Origin of the sequence: Paraburkholderia sp. PREW-6R, assembly GCF_039621805.1 — a bacterium.
Classification (GTDB): domain Bacteria; phylum Pseudomonadota; class Gammaproteobacteria; order Burkholderiales; family Burkholderiaceae; genus Paraburkholderia.
The window spans coordinates 3,048,198-3,062,894 of record NZ_CP155073.1 but is presented as its reverse complement, the minus strand read 5'-3'; the positions used below and the strand labels follow the sequence as shown (position 1 = coordinate 3,062,894).

Genomic DNA, 14,697 nt, shown 5'->3' with positions numbered 1-14,697 from the left:
TGACCTCGCTGCAAAGCGCGCCTTACCGTAACGGATACCCGTATGTCTATCAAGATTCGCAAACTCGATTCCACCGCACCTGACTTCCAGAAGTCGCTGCATGCGGTGCTCGCGTTCGAGGCGAGCGAAGACGAAGCGATCGAACGCTCGGTCGCGCAGATTCTGAGCGACGTGAAGGCGCGCGGCGACGCTGCGGTGCTCGACTATACGAACCGCTTCGACCGGCTCGACGCGAAAAGCGTCGACGCACTCGAGCTGCCGATGTCGGAACTCGAAGCGGCGCTGGAAGGCCTCGAACCCAAGCGTCGCGCGGCGCTGGAAGCCGCCGCAGCACGCGTGCGCGGCTATCACGAGAAGCAGAAGATCGAGTGCGGCAGCCACAGCTGGCAATACACGGAAGCCGACGGCACGGTGCTTGGTCAGAAGGTCACGCCGCTGGATCGCGCGGGCATTTACGTGCCGGGCGGCAAGGCAGCGTATCCGTCGTCGGTGCTGATGAACGCCATTCCGGCGCGCGTGGCGGGCGTTCGCGAAATCGTGATGGTCGTACCTACGCCGGACGGCGTGAAGAATCCGCTGGTGCTGGCGGCGGCGTTGCTGGGCGGCGTCGATCGCGTGTTCACGATCGGCGGCGCGCAGGCGGTGGGCGCGCTCGCGTATGGCACGGCAAGCATTCCGGCGGTGGACAAGATCTGCGGCCCGGGCAATGCGTATGTGGCGTCGGCCAAGCGTCGTGTGTTCGGCATCGTCGGCATCGACATGATTGCGGGGCCGTCGGAAATCCTCGTGCTGTGCGACGGCACCACTGATCCGCGTTGGGTCGCGATGGACCTGTTTTCGCAAGCCGAGCATGACGAACTCGCGCAATCCATTCTGCTGTGCCCGGACGATGCGTTCATCAGCCGCGTGCACGACGCAATCAACGAACTGTTGCCTACCATGCCGCGTCGCGACGTGATCCGCGCGTCGCTGGAAGGCCGCGGTGCGCTGGTCAAGGTGCGCGATATGGCGGAAGCGTGCGCAATCGCGAATGACATTGCCCCGGAACATCTGGAAATTTCGGCGCTGGAGCCACATCAGTGGGGCAAGCTGATCCGTCACGCCGGTGCGATCTTCCTCGGCCGCTACACGAGCGAAAGCCTTGGCGACTATTGCGCGGGGCCGAACCACGTGTTGCCCACGTCTCGTACCGCGCGGTTCTCGTCGCCGCTGGGCGTCTATGATTTCTTCAAGCGTTCGAGCGTGATCGAGGTGAGCGCCGAGGGCGCGCAGACGCTGGGGGAAATCGCCGCCGAGCTTGCTTACGGCGAAGGGCTGCAGGCACACGCCCGCAGCGCCGAGTACCGGATGCGGCATCACGGCTGAGCGGCTCTTTGCGGCCGCGAACCGGCATGCCGGCCAGTCCGGCGGCATGCAGTGATCGGACCGTTTTGCACCTGGTGCAAATAAGCCGACGGATTTCACGCGACGCTCCGTTCAAATAACGACAACAGAGACCAAACCGGCGCGGCGCGTATGCCGCGCATGCCGGGCAGCTGCTCCTCGCGGCGCCCGGTCCACTGACCTATGACGACACCTCAAGACATCATCCGCCGCGACGTGCTCGCAATGACGAGCTATCCCGTTCCGGACGCCACGGGCTATATCAAGCTCGACGCAATGGAAAATCCGTTTCCGCTGCCGGCGGTGCTGGCTGCCCACCTGGGCGAACACCTCGCGGGCGTTGCGCTTAACCGCTATCCGGCCCCGCGTCCCGATGCGCTCATCGAAAAGATCAAGCGCGTGATGCGCGTGCCTGCGGGCTGCGACGTGCTGCTCGGCAACGGCTCGGATGAAATCATCAGCATGGTGTCGGTCGCATGCGCGAAGCCCGGTGCCAAAGTGCTCGCGCCGGTGCCTGGATTCGTCATGTATCAGATGTCGGCGAAGCTGGCCAATCTGGAGTTTGTCGGCGTGCCGCTGAACGCCGATTTCACGCTCGACACCGAAGCAATGCTCGCCGCAATCGCCGAGCACGAACCGGCAATCATCTACCTCGCGTACCCGAACAACCCCACGGGCACGATGTTCGACGACGCCGACATGGAGCGCATCATTGCCGCCGCGAGCAGGAGCCTCGTGGTGATCGACGAAGCGTATCAACCGTTCGCGCAGAAGAGCTGGCTGCCGCGCGCCGACGCGTTCGACAACGTCGTCGTAATGCGTACCGTCTCGAAGCTCGGCCTCGCGGGAATCCGCCTGGGCTATCTGGTCGGCAAGGCCGCCTGGCTGACCGAGTTCGACAAGGTGCGTCCGCCGTACAACACTAACGTGCTGACACAGGCGGCCGCGGACTTCCTGCTCGATCACGTCGACGTGCTCGACGCGCAGGCCGCGCAATTGCGCGACGAACGCACGAAACTTGCCGAAGCCGTTGCGCAATTGCCCGGCGCGCAGGTGTTTCCGAGTGCGGGCAACTTCCTGCTGGTGCGAGTCCCGGATGCATCGGTTCTGTTCGAAACCCTGCTCGCCGCGCGGGTTCTGATCAAAAACGTGAGTAAAATGCACCCATTGCTGGCCAATTGTGTGCGTTTGACCGTCGGATCGCCCGAAGAAAACGCTCAATTGCTCGCCGGTCTGAAACTCGTGCTGCACTGAACGGCGCGCCGGCTGCCGCGTTCCCCTCTCCACTACTATCGCTTTCTAGCTTGAATCGAGGAATTACCATGCGCCTTGCGGAAGTCGTTCGCAATACCAGCGAAACGCAGATCCGTGTGAAGATCAACCTGGACGGTACCGGTCAGCAGAAGCTGGCCACCGGCGTGCCGTTCCTCGACCATATGCTCGACCAGATCGCGCGGCATGGCCTGATTGATCTCGACATCGAAGCGCATGGCGACCTGGAAATCGACGACCACCATACGGTCGAAGACGTCGGCATCACGCTCGGTCAGGCGGTCGCCCGCGCGATCGGCGACAAGAAAGGCATTCGCCGCTACGGTCACGCCTATGTGCCGCTCGACGAAGCGCTGTCGCGCGTCGTCATCGATTTCTCCGGCAGGCCGGGACTCGAATTCCATGTGCCGTTCACGCGCGCGCGCATCGGCTCGTTCGACGTCGATCTTTCGATCGAATTTTTCCGTGGTTTCGTGAATCATGCCGGCGTGACGCTGCATATCGACAACCTGCGCGGCCTGAACGCCCATCACCAGATGGAAACCGTGTTCAAGGCGTTCGGGCGGGCGATTCGCATGGCCGTCGAACTGGACGAACGCGCGGCGGGGCAGATTCCGTCGACCAAAGGCAGCCTCTAAGCCACCCTTAACGATCCTTTCACGCCTCGGAACCTGGCCGGCCGCGCCAACGCGCGCCCGGTGTGCGATGGACATTCTGAAGTCGTTTATATCGCTGCTGGCGTTGATTAACCCGGTCGGCGCCATCCCGTTCTTCATGAGCCTCACGGCGCAGCAGAGCGATGAGGAGCGGCGCAGAACCATTCGGATCGCATCGATTTCGGTGTTCTGCGTGATTGCAGTGACCACGCTGTTCGGGCAGCAGATCATCAGTTTCTTCGGCATTTCGGTCGGCTCGCTCGAAGTGGGCGGCGGCATCATCATGTTGCTGATGGCGATCAACATGCTGAATGCGCAGATCGGCAACAGCCGTTCCACGCCGGAAGAACGCCACGAAGCCGAGCAGAAGGACAACATCGCGGTCGTGCCGCTTGCCATTCCGCTGTTGACGGGGCCGGGCGCGATCAGCACCACGATCATCTACGCGGCTGGTTCGGCGCATTGGTATGACCGCATCAGCCTCGTCGCGATCGGCGCGGTGCTGGCGACGATCTGCTTTTTCGCGTTGCGGCTTGCCGAACCGATTGCACGCTGGATTGGTCGCACGGGTATCAACATCGGCACGCGGCTCATGGGTTTGATGTTGTCGGCGCTGGCGGTGGAGTTCATCGTCGACGGATTGAAGGCATTGTTGCCAAATTTGAAATGAAAACTTCGATAGCGATTGTGGATTACGGAATGGGCAACCTGCGTTCGGTGGCCCAGGCATTGCGCAAAGCCGCGCCGGAAGCGGACGTGGCGATCGTCGAGCAGCCGGAGGCCATCCGCGCGGCCGACCGCGTAGTGCTTCCCGGTCAGGGCGCGATGCCCGATTGCATGCGCAGTCTCGCGGAGTCGGGACTTCAGGAAGCGGTAATCGAGGCCTCGCGTACGAAGCCGCTGATGGGCGTGTGCGTCGGCGAGCAGATGCTGTTCGACTGGAGCGCCGAGGGCAATACGCCGGGTCTCGGTCTGCTGCCGGGCAAGGTGCTGCGTTTTGACCTCGAGGGGCAACTGCAGGACGACGGCTCGCGTTTCAAGGTCCCGCAGATGGGCTGGAACCGCGTGCGTCAGGCGCAGTCGCATCCGTTGTGGGAAGGCGTCGCCGACAACGCTTTTTTCTATTTCGTGCACAGTTATTACGTTGTGCCTGCGATTAGCGCTCACACGTCGGGCGAAACGGTGTACGGTGTCCCCTTTACGTCGGCGGTGGCGCGGGACAACATCTTCGCGACCCAGTTTCACCCCGAAAAGAGTGCTGACGCGGGATTGCGCGTGTATCGCAACTTCGTGCACTGGAACCCGTGAGCGACGATCTTCGAGCAGACGCAGTCCGACGCCGCGCCGCCAGCGCGTCGTGCGGAGTGCGCAACTTTCGCCGCATGACGATTCGCCGCAGTCCGACGCCTGGCAAGGGCGTCGAAAGAGTTGTACTAAACTAGCGAAACGGCGTTCCGGAGGGCTGGACAATCAGCCGCTGCCGCCGACCATCAACCCATTCCCACACAACACCCGATTGCTATGCTGCTGATTCCCGCCATCGACCTGAAAGATGGTCACTGTGTACGCCTCAAGCAGGGCGATATGGACCAGGCGACGATATTTTCCGAGGAACCGGCGGCAATGGCCCGGCATTGGGTCGACCGCGGCGCGCGCCGGCTGCATCTCGTCGATCTGAATGGCGCGTTCGCCGGCAAGCCGAAAAATGAAGACGCGATCCGCGCGATCATCGACGAAGTGGGCGGTGAGATTCCCGTTCAGCTCGGCGGCGGCATTCGCGACCTGAACACGATCGAGCGCTATCTCGACGACGGTCTGTCGTATGTCATCATCGGCACGGCGGCGGTGAAGAATCCCGGCTTTCTGCAGGACGCATGCACGGCGTTCGGCGGTCATATCATCGTGGGTCTCGACGCCAAGGACGGCAAGGTGGCCACCGACGGCTGGAGCAAGCTGACCGGTCACGAAGTGGCCGATCTCGCGCGCAAGTTCGAGGACTACGGCTGCGAGTCGATCATCTACACCGACATTGGCCGCGACGGCATGCTGCAGGGCATCAATATCGAGGCCACGGTACGCCTCGCGCGCGCGGTGCGGATTCCGGTGATCGCGAGCGGTGGTTTGTCGAACCTGACGGACATCGAGTCGCTCTGCGAGGTCGAAGATGAAGGCATTGAAGGCGTGATCTGCGGCCGTGCAATCTATTCAGGCGATCTCGACTTCGCGGCCGCGCAGACACTCGCTGACCGTTTGCGCGAATCGGACGACGCCTGAGGCTAACGTGCTACTTGTGCGTCCGGTGGCGAAGACGGGCGTACATGAGCGGCTCGTTCGGCTCGCCCACTGACTCATCCATGCGGCACGTGTAGATTCGGGCACCGGCCACGGTATCGGCGGCGACGACCCGCGGCGCGACCCAGGTACGACCCACCGCGCGCTTTCACTCGCCCGCGTCGCGGCGTATCAACAGGGCGCAACGCGGCGGCGTGCGCGGCGATGGCGCCGCTTCCATGCGCAACGCATGCCGGCCGCGCCGGCTCCGTACCGTTCGTTTGCAGTCTGAAACGGGCGGCCCCATCAGCGGTAATGGCAGAATTGCAAGATCATGGCTCTAGCTAAACGCATCATCCCTTGTCTCGACGTCACGGCGGGACGCGTGGTTAAAGGCGTCAACTTCGTCGAACTGCGCGACGCCGGCGATCCGGTCGAAATCGCCCGGCGCTACGACGATCAGGGCGCGGACGAACTCACGTTCCTCGACATCACCGCCACCTCGGACCAGCGCGACCTGATCCTGCCAATTATCGAGGCCGTCGCCTCGCAGGTGTTCATTCCTCTGACGGTCGGCGGCGGCGTGCGCGCCGTCGAAGACGTGCGGCGTCTGCTGAACGCGGGTGCGGACAAGATCAGCATGAACTCGTCGGCGGTGGCAAATCCGCAACTCGTAAAGGACGCCACGGACAGATACGGTTCGCAGTGCATCGTCGTCGCGATCGACGCGAAGCGCGTGTCGCCCGACGGCGAAACGCCGCGCTGGGAAGTGTTCACGCATGGCGGCCGAAAAGCCACCGGGCTGGATGCCGTCGAATGGGCGCGCAAGATGGCCGATCTGGGCGCCGGGGAAATCCTGCTGACCAGCATGGACCGCGACGGCACCAAGAGCGGTTTCGACCTTGCGCTCACCCGGGCGGTGTCCGACGCCGTGCCAATTCCGGTCATTGCATCAGGCGGCGTGGGCAACCTGCAGGATCTCGCAGACGGCATCAAAAACGGTCATGCCGATGCCGTGCTGGCTGCCAGTATCTTCCATTATGGCGAGCACACGGTTGGCGAGGCCAAGCGCTTCATGGCCGATCAGGGCATTTCGGTGAGGTTGTAACGTGGTGAATCCCTCGGCAGTAAACTGGCTCGACAAGGTGAAATGGGACGCGAATGGCCTCGTGCCGGTGATCGCGCAGGAAGCCACGACGAACGACGTGTTGATGTTCGCGTGGATGAACCGTGAAGCGTTGGCAAAAACCGTCGAAACGGGGCGCGCGGTGTATTTTTCGCGCTCCCGTCAGCGCCTGTGGTTCAAGGGCGAGGAATCCGGCCACGTGCAGCATGTGCATGAAGTGCGACTCGACTGCGACGAAGACGTCGTACTGCTGAAAGTCGAGCAGGTGTCGGGTATTGCATGCCACACCGGCCGCCACTCGTGCTTTTTCCAGAAATTCGAAGGCTCGGCGGAAGAGGGCGGGTGGGTCGCCGTCGATCCCGTGCTGAAAGACCCTGAAACGATCTACAAATGACGCAATTGACCGAATCTCCGCAATCCGCTTCGTCCACGACCGACACGCTGTTGCGGCTCGCCGCGATCATCGACAGCCGCAAGGGCGGTGATCCAGACGTGTCGTACGTGTCGCGCCTCTTTCACAAGGGCGACGACGCCGTGCTCAAGAAGATCGGCGAAGAGGCCACCGAAGTCGTGCTGGCCGCCAAGGATGCGCGCCACGGCGCCGCGCCGAAAGCGCTGGTCGGCGAAGTGGCCGATCTGTGGTTCCACTGCCTCGTGATGCTGTCGCATTTCGATCTGAGTCCCGCCGACGTGCTCGCCGAACTCGAACGCCGCGAGGGCATGTCGGGCATCGAGGAGAAAGCGCTGCGCAAAAGCCGCGAGCGCGAGCAGAACGGCGACTGATTTCGTGCGCGGTGTCTTGAAGTGGCGCGCGTGCGCGTCCACATCGGACAGAACGCATCTGATCCGTATCTGATCCGCATCTGAGCGCACCCCGGGAGGACGCAAGCATGGAACAGTCGCACGAGAGCTACCCACCGCCGGTCTATCGCAACGCGCTCGAGCCGGAGCGCGAGCGCAGTCTGCGCACGCTGACGCACGTGCTGTATGCGCTCTACGCGGTCCACTGGCTAACGGGTGGGCTCACCATTCTGATTGCGATCATCATCAACTACGTCAAACGGTCCGACACGGTCGGCACGCCTTACGAAGCGCATTTCGAATGGCAGATCCGCTCTTTCTGGATGGCACTGATTGGTTACGCTATCGGTATCGCGCTGTTGTTCGTGGTGATTGGCGTTCCGGTGCTATGGGCAGTTAGCATCTGGATGTTGTACCGTATTATCAAAGGCTGGCTGTATCTGTACGATAACAAGCCGCTTGCGAATCCGCGTGCATGGTTCTGAGTTTCGTCTGATTATTACGGAAACGCTTATGAACCTGCGGCGCTGGCGTTGCAACTTAGTCCGATAGCATCAGGAATACGATGAGCCACGACCCGAACTGTCTGTTCTGCAAGATCGCCGCCGGCGAAATCCCGTCGACCAAAGTCCACGAGGACGAAGAGTTCGTCGCTTTCCGCGACATTCATCCGGCCGCAGAAACGCACGTGCTGGTCATCCCGCGCAGGCACATCGCGACCCTCTCGAATTGCGGCGAAAGCGATGCGCCGCTGCTTGGTAGAATGCTTGTTCTGGTCGCGCGGCTGGCGCAACAGCTGGGCGTGGCGTACACAGGCGGCGAAACCGGGTTCCGCACGGTGATCAACACCGGTCCCGGCGGCGGGCAGGAGGTGTATCACATTCACGCGCACATTCTCGCCGGACCGCGGCCGTGGCAGAGAATGGGCTGACAGGCGAGGAGACGGGCGCGGTTCCATCTCCCGGGTCGCACCGATCACGCGGCCGTTGTTTTTAAGGCGTTGTAATTTTGCCGACGCGATCGTCTGGTCACAATGGCATTCCGCGTCGGGTTGAATCGGAAGAGGCGCTGCAACGTATAGATGGAGCGTAAGCGCTTCAAGTCACGCCGCAAGGCGCACGAATTCGCCGCATCTGGGTGCGGTGGGGGTCAAGGAGAGTTGTCATGGGTTCGTTGAGTATCTGGCATTGGTTGATCGTGTTGTTGATCGTCGCACTCGTGTTTGGCACGAAAAAGTTGCGCAATATCGGCACCGATCTGGGCGGCGCGGTGAAGGGTTTCAAAGAGGGCATGAAAGACGCCGACGACCCAACCGGCGAAGCGCATCAGCGCGAACTGCCGCGCAACGGCGCGGTGGACGTCGAAGCGAAGGAAAAGACGCCGCGTTCCAGCGATTACCGCTAAGCCGCGGTTCACCCGCGTAACTGACGGACATTTCACTTCATGCTGGACCTCGGTCTAACCAAGATGGCGCTGATCGGCGTCGTCGCGCTGGTCGTACTCGGGCCTGAGCGCCTGCCACGCGTCGCCCGAACGGCCGGCGCGCTGTTCGGCCGCGCGCAGCGGTATATCAACGACGTGAAGTCCGAAGTCACCCGCGAAATTGAACTCGACGAACTGCGTCGGATGAAAACCGAGTTCGAATCGGCGGCGAGCCATGTCGAAAACACCGTTCAGGAAAATCTGCGCAAGCACCAAAGCGAACTGAACGACGCGTGGAATTCGGGCACGTCTGTGTCGCCAAGCATTGCCGGCGGCGCGCTCGAAGACGTCGGCAACAGCGCCAGTAACAGCATCGGCCAAACCTCGTGGCCGACCAGCACGCCTGCTTCTGCGCCCAAACGCAAGAACTGGCGCGTCAGGCAAACGGCCATGCCCACCTGGTATAAGCGAGCCACCACGCGTCGCACGCGCGTGCAGTCCGGCGCGGCGCGCGTCGCGCGGCATACGCCGGCCACCCTGCGTCGTCCGACGCGGTTTTTCTGATGATCAGAACGACAATCTCTAACCGAGGGCCGGCGTGAGCGACCCCCAGCAAACCCATAACGAAGGCACTGAAGAGACCTTCATTTCCCACCTCGTTGAATTGCGCGACCGTATTATTCGCGCGGGCCTTGCAGTCATCGTGGTGTTTGTCGGGCTCGTGTATTGGGCGCCGGATATCTTCCGGCTGCTGGCGCGGCCGCTCATGCAGAATCTGCCGAAGGACGGCAAGATGATCGTCACCGACGTCACCGGCTCGTTCTTCGTGCCGATGAAAGTGACGATGATGGTCGCCTTCGTGATTGCGCTGCCTATCGTGCTGTATCAGATCTGGGCATTCGTCGCGCCAGGTCTGTATCAGCACGAGAAAAAGCTTGTCGGTCCGCTGGTCGGGAGCAGCTATACGCTGTTCCTGTGCGGCATGGCGTTCGCGTACTTCGTGGTGTTTCCGACCATTTTCCGCGTGATGGCGCATTACAACGCGCCGCTCGGCGCGGAAATGACCACGGACATCGACAATTATCTGAGCTTCGTGCTGACCATGTTCATTGCGTTCGGCGTGACGTTCGAAGTGCCGATCGTGGTGGTGTTGCTGGTGCGCATGAATCTGGTCACGCTGAAAAAGCTCAAGGAAATTCGGCCGTATGTCATTGTCGGCGCATTCGTGATTTCCGCCGTCGTGACGCCGCCGGACGTGTTTTCGCAGCTGATTCTGGCGGTGCCGCTGATTGTGCTTTACGAGGCGGGGATTATCGCGGCGCGGTTGATCGTAGGCAAACAACCCGTGGCCATTCAAGACGCCAGCGCGCCGGATTAAGCGGCTTGCGGTTCAGGTCTTACTGTTTCTCATGCAAAAGGGCAGTTCATTCCGAACTGCCCTTTTGCTATGCGTCGAAGATGCACGCAAGATCGTGATGTGCGAAAACGGATGATGAAGACGGGGTGCTGTTCTACATAGCATCGGCGCGGCGTTACGCGTTAGCCGCCATCGTCGTCCTGATCACCGCCGCCGCCATTATCATCAGGCTGCTGCTTGGGCGGTGGTGGCCGCTTGCCGATCATCACATCCAGATCGAGCTCACGGCTCTTGCGTACCAGATGTACCTTCGCGGACGTGCCGGGCTTGATCTGCGCGATCACGTTCAATAGACGCGTGGTGTCGGTGATCTCCTGGCCGTTCACACTTAGCAGGATGTCACCCGGCTTGATACCCGCACGATCTGCAGGCCCGTTTTTCAGCACACCCGCAACGATCGCCCCCGACTTCTGGTCGAGCCCGAACGACTCCGCGATCTCCGGCGTGACATCCTGCGGCTCCACGCCGATCCAGCCGCGCGTGACCGAACCCGTCGTGATGATGCTTTCGAGCACGCTTCGAGCCGTCGACACGGGAATCGCAAAGCCAATGCCCAGCGAGCCACCGGAGCGCGAATAAATCGCTGTGTTGATGCCGAGCAGATTGCCGTTCACATCGACCAGCGCGCCGCCCGAGTTGCCCGGATTGATTGCCGCGTCGGTCTGAATGAAGTTTTCAAATGTGTTGATGCCGAGGTGATTGCGCCCGAGCGCGCTCACAATGCCCATGGTCACCGTCTGCCCGACACCGAACGGATTGCCGATCGCAAGCACCACGTCGCCCACGCGCGTCTGGTCCATGCGGCCGAGCGTGATGGTGGGCAGATTGGTCATGTTCACCTTGAGCACGGCCAGATCCGTTTCGGGATCGACGCCGATGACCTTGGCGTTGGTGGTGCGCCCGTCGGCCAGTGCGATTTCAATCTGATCGGCGCCGTCCACGACGTGCTGGTTCGTTAGAATGTAACCTTCCGAACTCACTATCACTCCCGAGCCGAGGTTGGCTGCGGGTTGCTCCTGCTGCTTGCGGTTGTTCTTGTCGCCGAAAAAGTAGCGGAATAACGGGTCTTTGGCGCGCGGGTCGGGCGGCAGCGAGCCATCCTTGCTTGAGAACACGTTGACGACCGCCGGCATCGCCTTTTGCGCCGCGTCCGCATAGGACGCCTGAGCAGGGCCGCTGCCGATTCCCGGCGCGACTTCGCGCAGGGCCACGATCGGTTCGGCAAGCTGCTTGCCGAACTGCCCTTGACGCTGGAGCCACTGCGGTTTGAGGGTCGCGATGATGAACATCAGCGCCAACAGCACGGTCACCGCTTGGGCAAAGAACAGCCAAAAGCGTCTAAGCATCTGAAGACTAGAGGAATATATGGATCGGATCGAACTCGAATTGTACTTGAACAATCTCCTTCAAACCGCGCGCTTCAAGGACTACTGCCCCAATGGTCTGCAGGTCGAGGGGCGTCGCAAAGTGAACCGCCTCGCGACCGGCGTGACTGCGTCGGTGGCCTTCCTGGAAGCCGCGCTCGACTGGGGCGCGGACGCGGTGCTGGTCCACCACGGCTACTTCTGGCGCAACGAAGCACCGCAGATCACAGGCCGTAAATACGCGCGCCTGAAACTGCTGCTCGGCAACGACCTGAACCTCTTCGCGTATCACCTGCCGCTCGATGATCATCCCGAGTTCGGCAACAACGCGCAAATCGGCGCGAAGATGGGCTGGATCAGCGACGCGCGCTTCGGCGAAAACGACCTGGGCTGGCTCGCCACGTTTCCGATGCCGATCACACTGTCGCACCTCACTGCCGAAATCGAACAGACGCTGGGCCGCGCGCCACTCGTGTTCGGCGATCCTGACGGGGAATTGCGTCGCGTCGCGTGGTGCACGGGCGCGGCGCAAGGCATGTTCGACGCCGCCATCACCGCCGGTGCAGACGTGTATCTGACGGGCGAGGTGTCGGAGTCGGTCATGCATACCTCGGCGGAAAGCGGGGTGGCTTTCGTCGGCGCCGGCCATCATGCGACGGAGCGCTTCGGTGTGCAGGCGTTGGGTAAGCACCTGTCCGAGCAATTCGATATCGAACACGTTTTTATCGATATTCCTAATCCGGTTTGAATGGCAGGATTCACATAAAACGCATTACCGAAGAAAAAGACACGAATAACGAAGAAAGCACTTAAAAGGGCGCGCAAAAAAGTCTTCGATCCGTACGGAGAAACCCTGATTTATCAAGGGCTTCGCACGGTTTTTGGTAGTGAGCCCTTGTAAATGGCGACTCCATTCGCGCAAACTAGCGTCGGTAGAAGCGACGTGAAGGAAAAATCCAACTCAGAAGTGGGGCGTGTGATGCGAGACAAGGAAGATGAACGCGTCGACGGCAGCCGCCGTACCTGGCTGATAGCGACGACCGCAGCGGGTGGCCTGGGAGGCGTGGCCACCGTTATACCCTTTGTTAGTTCGTTTGCACCATCTGAAAAGGCCAAGGCAGCAGGCGCCCCGGTCGAAGTCGATATCAGTGATCTCAAGCCCGGCGACATGAAGACCGTGGCCTGGCGCGGCAAGCCGGTATGGATCATCAACCGCACCGACAGGATGCTGGCCGATGTCCAGAAAGCCGACAATGAAGTAGCCGATCCCCACACCAAAAATCCGTTTTCGATGCCGTTGCCGGCGTACTGCAACAACGAGTTCCGTTCGCGCACGGACCACAAGAACCTTTTCGTCGCCGTTGCCGTGTGCACCCACCTGGGCTGCACGCCGACGCCACGCTTCCAGGAGGGGCCGCAGCCCAATCTTCCAGACGACTGGCCAGGCGGCTTCCTGTGTCCTTGCCACGGTTCGACCTATGACATGGCCGGTCGCGTTTTCAAGAACAAACCCGCGCCGCAGAATCTCGACATTCCGCCCTACATGTTCACGTCGGCCACCGGCCTCGTGATCGGCAAGGACGAGAAAGGAGAAGCGTAATGGCGATCGAACATGAAGTAGAGACGACCGGGCTGGTCGGCTGGATCGACCGGCGTTTTCCTCTCACGTCCACCTGGAAAAAGCACGTTTCCGAGTACTACGCGCCGAAGAACTTCAACTTCTGGTACTTCTTCGGGTCGCTCGCGCTGCTGGTGCTGGTCAATCAGATCGTCACCGGCATTTTCCTCACGATGAACTACAAGCCCGACTCGACGCTCGCGTTCTCGTCGGTCGAGTACATCATGCGGGAAGTGCCGTGGGGCTGGCTGATTCGCTACATGCACTCCACGGGCGCGTCGATGTTCTTCGTGGTCGTGTACCTGCACATGTTCCGCGGCCTCATGTACGGCTCGTATCGCAAGCCGCGCGAGCTGGTGTGGATTTTCGGCTGCGCAATCTTCCTGTGTCTGATGGCCGAGGCGTTCTTCGGCTACCTGCTGCCGTGGGGGCAGATGTCGTTCTGGGGCGCACAGGTGATCGTGAATCTCTTTTCGGCGATCCCGTTCATCGGGCCGGACCTGTCGCTGTGGATTCGCGGCGACTACGTGGTGTCGGACGTTACGTTGAACCGTTTCTTCGCGTTCCACGTGATCGCGATTCCGCTCGTGCTGCTCGGGCTGGTGGTGGCGCACCTCGTCGCGCTGCATGAAGTCGGCTCGAACAATCCGGACGGCGTCGAAATCAAGGCGAAGAAAGACCCGGACGGCATTCCGCTCGACGGCATTCCGTTTCACCCGTACTACTCGGTACACGACTTCATGGGCGTGTCAGTGTTCCTGCTTATCTTTGCCGCGATCATTTTCTTCGCGCCGGAGATGGGCGGCTACTTCCTCGAAGCGAACAACTTCGTGCCGGCCAACCCGCTGCAAACGCCGCCCGAAATTGCGCCGGTCTGGTACTTCACCGCGTTCTACGCAATGCTGCGTGCCACGACGGATCCCTTCAAGATCGTGCTGATGGTCGTCATCGCGTTGCTTGGGCTGCTCGCGCTGGTGCGCGCGCGCGGCAAGTGGAAAATCGGTCTGCCGGTCCTCGCCGTGCTGGTGATTCTGGCCATGGCCTTCACCGAGTCGAAATTCTGGGGCGTGGTGGTGATGGGCAGCGCGGTGATTTCGCTGTTTTTCCTGCCGTGGCTCGACCGCTCGCCGGTCAAGTCGATTCGTTACCGGCCGTTTTTTCACAAGGTGTTCTACGGGATTTTCGTGATCGCGTTCCTGACGCTGGGCTTTCTCGGCACCAAACCGCCGTCGCCAGCGTCGACGTTGATCGCGCAGATCTGCGCGTTGATTTACTTCGCGTTTTTCCTCGGCATGCCCTTCTGGACGAGGCTTGGGAGGTTCAGGCAGCCGCCGGAACGGGTGCGGTTCAAGCCTCACTAATCGCGA

18 protein-coding genes are annotated in these 14,697 nt (G+C 61.4%); 17 read left to right on the top strand and 1 reads right to left on the bottom strand.

The window, feature by feature from the left end:
* The first annotated feature begins 42 nt into the window (after window positions 1–42).
* The 14 genes from hisD to tatC all read left to right on the top strand — a co-directional run bounded on the left by hisD (window position 43) and on the right by tatC (window position 10,309).
* Complete coding sequence (hisD, locus tag AAGS40_RS13470) at window positions 43–1,365, top strand: histidinol dehydrogenase (RefSeq protein WP_345811955.1); 1,323 nt, start codon at window positions 43–45, stop codon at window positions 1,363–1,365.
* 201 nt (window positions 1,366–1,566) lie between these two features.
* Window positions 1,567–2,637 (top strand): histidinol-phosphate transaminase, encoded by a 1,071-nt coding sequence (gene hisC / locus AAGS40_RS13465; RefSeq protein ID WP_345811954.1) that lies wholly within the window; start codon window positions 1,567–1,569, stop codon window positions 2,635–2,637.
* Between the two features lie 68 nt (window positions 2,638–2,705).
* On the top strand, window positions 2,706–3,293 hold the full coding sequence (gene hisB / locus AAGS40_RS13460; RefSeq protein ID WP_345811953.1) for an imidazoleglycerol-phosphate dehydratase HisB: 588 nt from the start codon (window positions 2,706–2,708) through the stop codon (window positions 3,291–3,293).
* A gap of 67 nt (window positions 3,294–3,360) precedes the next feature.
* Window positions 3,361–3,981, top strand: a complete 621-nt coding sequence (locus tag AAGS40_RS13455) for a YchE family NAAT transporter (protein ID WP_345811951.1) — start codon at window positions 3,361–3,363, stop codon at window positions 3,979–3,981.
* On the top strand, window positions 3,978–4,619 hold the full coding sequence (hisH, locus tag AAGS40_RS13450) for an imidazole glycerol phosphate synthase subunit HisH (RefSeq protein ID WP_345811949.1): 642 nt from the start codon (window positions 3,978–3,980) through the stop codon (window positions 4,617–4,619). Before AAGS40_RS13455 ends, hisH begins: the two co-directional genes overlap by 4 nt.
* 213 nt (window positions 4,620–4,832) lie before the next feature.
* Window positions 4,833–5,585, top strand: coding sequence for a 1-(5-phosphoribosyl)-5-[(5-phosphoribosylamino)methylideneamino]imidazole-4-carboxamide isomerase (gene hisA, locus AAGS40_RS13445; RefSeq protein WP_345811947.1), 753 nt, complete (start codon window positions 4,833–4,835; stop codon window positions 5,583–5,585).
* Between the two features lie 331 nt (window positions 5,586–5,916).
* Window positions 5,917–6,690, top strand: coding sequence for an imidazole glycerol phosphate synthase subunit HisF (gene hisF, locus AAGS40_RS13440; protein WP_345811946.1), 774 nt, complete (start codon window positions 5,917–5,919; stop codon window positions 6,688–6,690).
* A 1-nt stretch (window position 6,691) separates the two neighbouring features.
* On the top strand, window positions 6,692–7,102 hold the full coding sequence (gene hisI / locus AAGS40_RS13435; RefSeq protein ID WP_345811945.1) for a phosphoribosyl-AMP cyclohydrolase: 411 nt from the start codon (window positions 6,692–6,694) through the stop codon (window positions 7,100–7,102).
* Window positions 7,099–7,491 (top strand): phosphoribosyl-ATP diphosphatase, encoded by a 393-nt coding sequence (locus AAGS40_RS13430; protein WP_345811944.1) that lies wholly within the window; start codon window positions 7,099–7,101, stop codon window positions 7,489–7,491. Before hisI ends, AAGS40_RS13430 begins: the two co-directional genes overlap by 4 nt.
* Window positions 7,492–7,598: 107 nt before the next feature.
* Entirely contained in the window at window positions 7,599–7,994 is a 396-nt protein-coding gene (locus AAGS40_RS13425; RefSeq protein ID WP_345811943.1) for a hypothetical protein, read from the top strand.
* Between the two features lie 80 nt (window positions 7,995–8,074).
* Window positions 8,075–8,440, top strand: coding sequence for a histidine triad nucleotide-binding protein (locus tag AAGS40_RS13420; RefSeq protein WP_345811942.1), 366 nt, complete (start codon window positions 8,075–8,077; stop codon window positions 8,438–8,440).
* Between the two features lie 233 nt (window positions 8,441–8,673).
* Window positions 8,674–8,913: a Sec-independent protein translocase subunit TatA gene (gene tatA, locus AAGS40_RS13415; RefSeq protein WP_345811941.1), complete on the top strand. Its 240-nt coding sequence runs from the start codon at window positions 8,674–8,676 to the stop codon at window positions 8,911–8,913.
* A 39-nt stretch (window positions 8,914–8,952) separates the two neighbouring features.
* A complete protein-coding gene (tatB, locus tag AAGS40_RS13410) occupies window positions 8,953–9,495 on the top strand; it encodes a Sec-independent protein translocase protein TatB (RefSeq protein WP_345811940.1) in 543 nt (180 codons plus the stop codon).
* 34 nt (window positions 9,496–9,529) lie between these two features.
* Complete coding sequence (tatC, locus tag AAGS40_RS13405; RefSeq protein WP_345811938.1) at window positions 9,530–10,309, top strand: twin-arginine translocase subunit TatC; 780 nt, start codon at window positions 9,530–9,532, stop codon at window positions 10,307–10,309.
* Between the two features lie 161 nt (window positions 10,310–10,470).
* Here tatC and AAGS40_RS13400 read toward each other — a convergent pair whose 3' ends face one another.
* Window positions 10,471–11,694: a Do family serine endopeptidase gene (locus tag AAGS40_RS13400; RefSeq protein WP_345811937.1), complete on the bottom strand. Its 1,224-nt coding sequence runs from the start codon at window positions 11,692–11,694 to the stop codon at window positions 10,471–10,473.
* Window positions 11,695–11,713: 19 nt separating this feature from the next.
* Here AAGS40_RS13400 and AAGS40_RS13395 point away from each other — a divergent pair, with 19 nt between their 5' ends.
* From AAGS40_RS13395 to AAGS40_RS13385, 3 genes are all read left to right on the top strand, one after another.
* Window positions 11,714–12,460, top strand: coding sequence for a Nif3-like dinuclear metal center hexameric protein (locus tag AAGS40_RS13395; RefSeq protein WP_345811936.1), 747 nt, complete (start codon window positions 11,714–11,716; stop codon window positions 12,458–12,460).
* A gap of 231 nt (window positions 12,461–12,691) precedes the next feature.
* On the top strand, window positions 12,692–13,312 hold the full coding sequence (gene petA / locus AAGS40_RS13390) for a ubiquinol-cytochrome c reductase iron-sulfur subunit (RefSeq protein WP_345814403.1): 621 nt from the start codon (window positions 12,692–12,694) through the stop codon (window positions 13,310–13,312).
* Window positions 13,312–14,691 (top strand): cytochrome bc complex cytochrome b subunit, encoded by a 1,380-nt coding sequence (locus tag AAGS40_RS13385; RefSeq protein ID WP_345811935.1) that lies wholly within the window; start codon window positions 13,312–13,314, stop codon window positions 14,689–14,691. Before petA ends, AAGS40_RS13385 begins: the two co-directional genes overlap by 1 nt.
* Window positions 14,692–14,697: the final 6 nt, after the last annotated feature.

Coding starts and splice junctions, on each gene's coding strand:
- hisD (WP_345811955.1), top strand. CDS start 43: ATGTCTATCAAGATTCGCAAACTCGATTCCACCGCACCTGACTTCCAG.
- hisC (WP_345811954.1), top strand. CDS start 1,567: ATGACGACACCTCAAGACATCATCCGCCGCGACGTGCTCGCAATGACG.
- hisB (WP_345811953.1), top strand. CDS start 2,706: ATGCGCCTTGCGGAAGTCGTTCGCAATACCAGCGAAACGCAGATCCGT.
- AAGS40_RS13455 (WP_345811951.1), top strand. CDS start 3,361: ATGGACATTCTGAAGTCGTTTATATCGCTGCTGGCGTTGATTAACCCG.
- hisH (WP_345811949.1), top strand. CDS start 3,978: ATGAAAACTTCGATAGCGATTGTGGATTACGGAATGGGCAACCTGCGT.
- hisA (WP_345811947.1), top strand. CDS start 4,833: ATGCTGCTGATTCCCGCCATCGACCTGAAAGATGGTCACTGTGTACGC.
- hisF (WP_345811946.1), top strand. CDS start 5,917: ATGGCTCTAGCTAAACGCATCATCCCTTGTCTCGACGTCACGGCGGGA.
- AAGS40_RS13430 (WP_345811944.1), top strand. CDS start 7,099: ATGACGCAATTGACCGAATCTCCGCAATCCGCTTCGTCCACGACCGAC.
- AAGS40_RS13425 (WP_345811943.1), top strand. CDS start 7,599: ATGGAACAGTCGCACGAGAGCTACCCACCGCCGGTCTATCGCAACGCG.
- AAGS40_RS13420 (WP_345811942.1), top strand. CDS start 8,075: ATGAGCCACGACCCGAACTGTCTGTTCTGCAAGATCGCCGCCGGCGAA.
- tatA (WP_345811941.1), top strand. CDS start 8,674: ATGGGTTCGTTGAGTATCTGGCATTGGTTGATCGTGTTGTTGATCGTC.
- tatB (WP_345811940.1), top strand. CDS start 8,953: ATGCTGGACCTCGGTCTAACCAAGATGGCGCTGATCGGCGTCGTCGCG.
- AAGS40_RS13400 (WP_345811937.1), bottom strand. CDS start 11,694: ATGCTTAGACGCTTTTGGCTGTTCTTTGCCCAAGCGGTGACCGTGCTG.
- AAGS40_RS13395 (WP_345811936.1), top strand. CDS start 11,714: ATGGATCGGATCGAACTCGAATTGTACTTGAACAATCTCCTTCAAACC.
- petA (WP_345814403.1), top strand. CDS start 12,692: ATGCGAGACAAGGAAGATGAACGCGTCGACGGCAGCCGCCGTACCTGG.
- AAGS40_RS13385 (WP_345811935.1), top strand. CDS start 13,312: ATGGCGATCGAACATGAAGTAGAGACGACCGGGCTGGTCGGCTGGATC.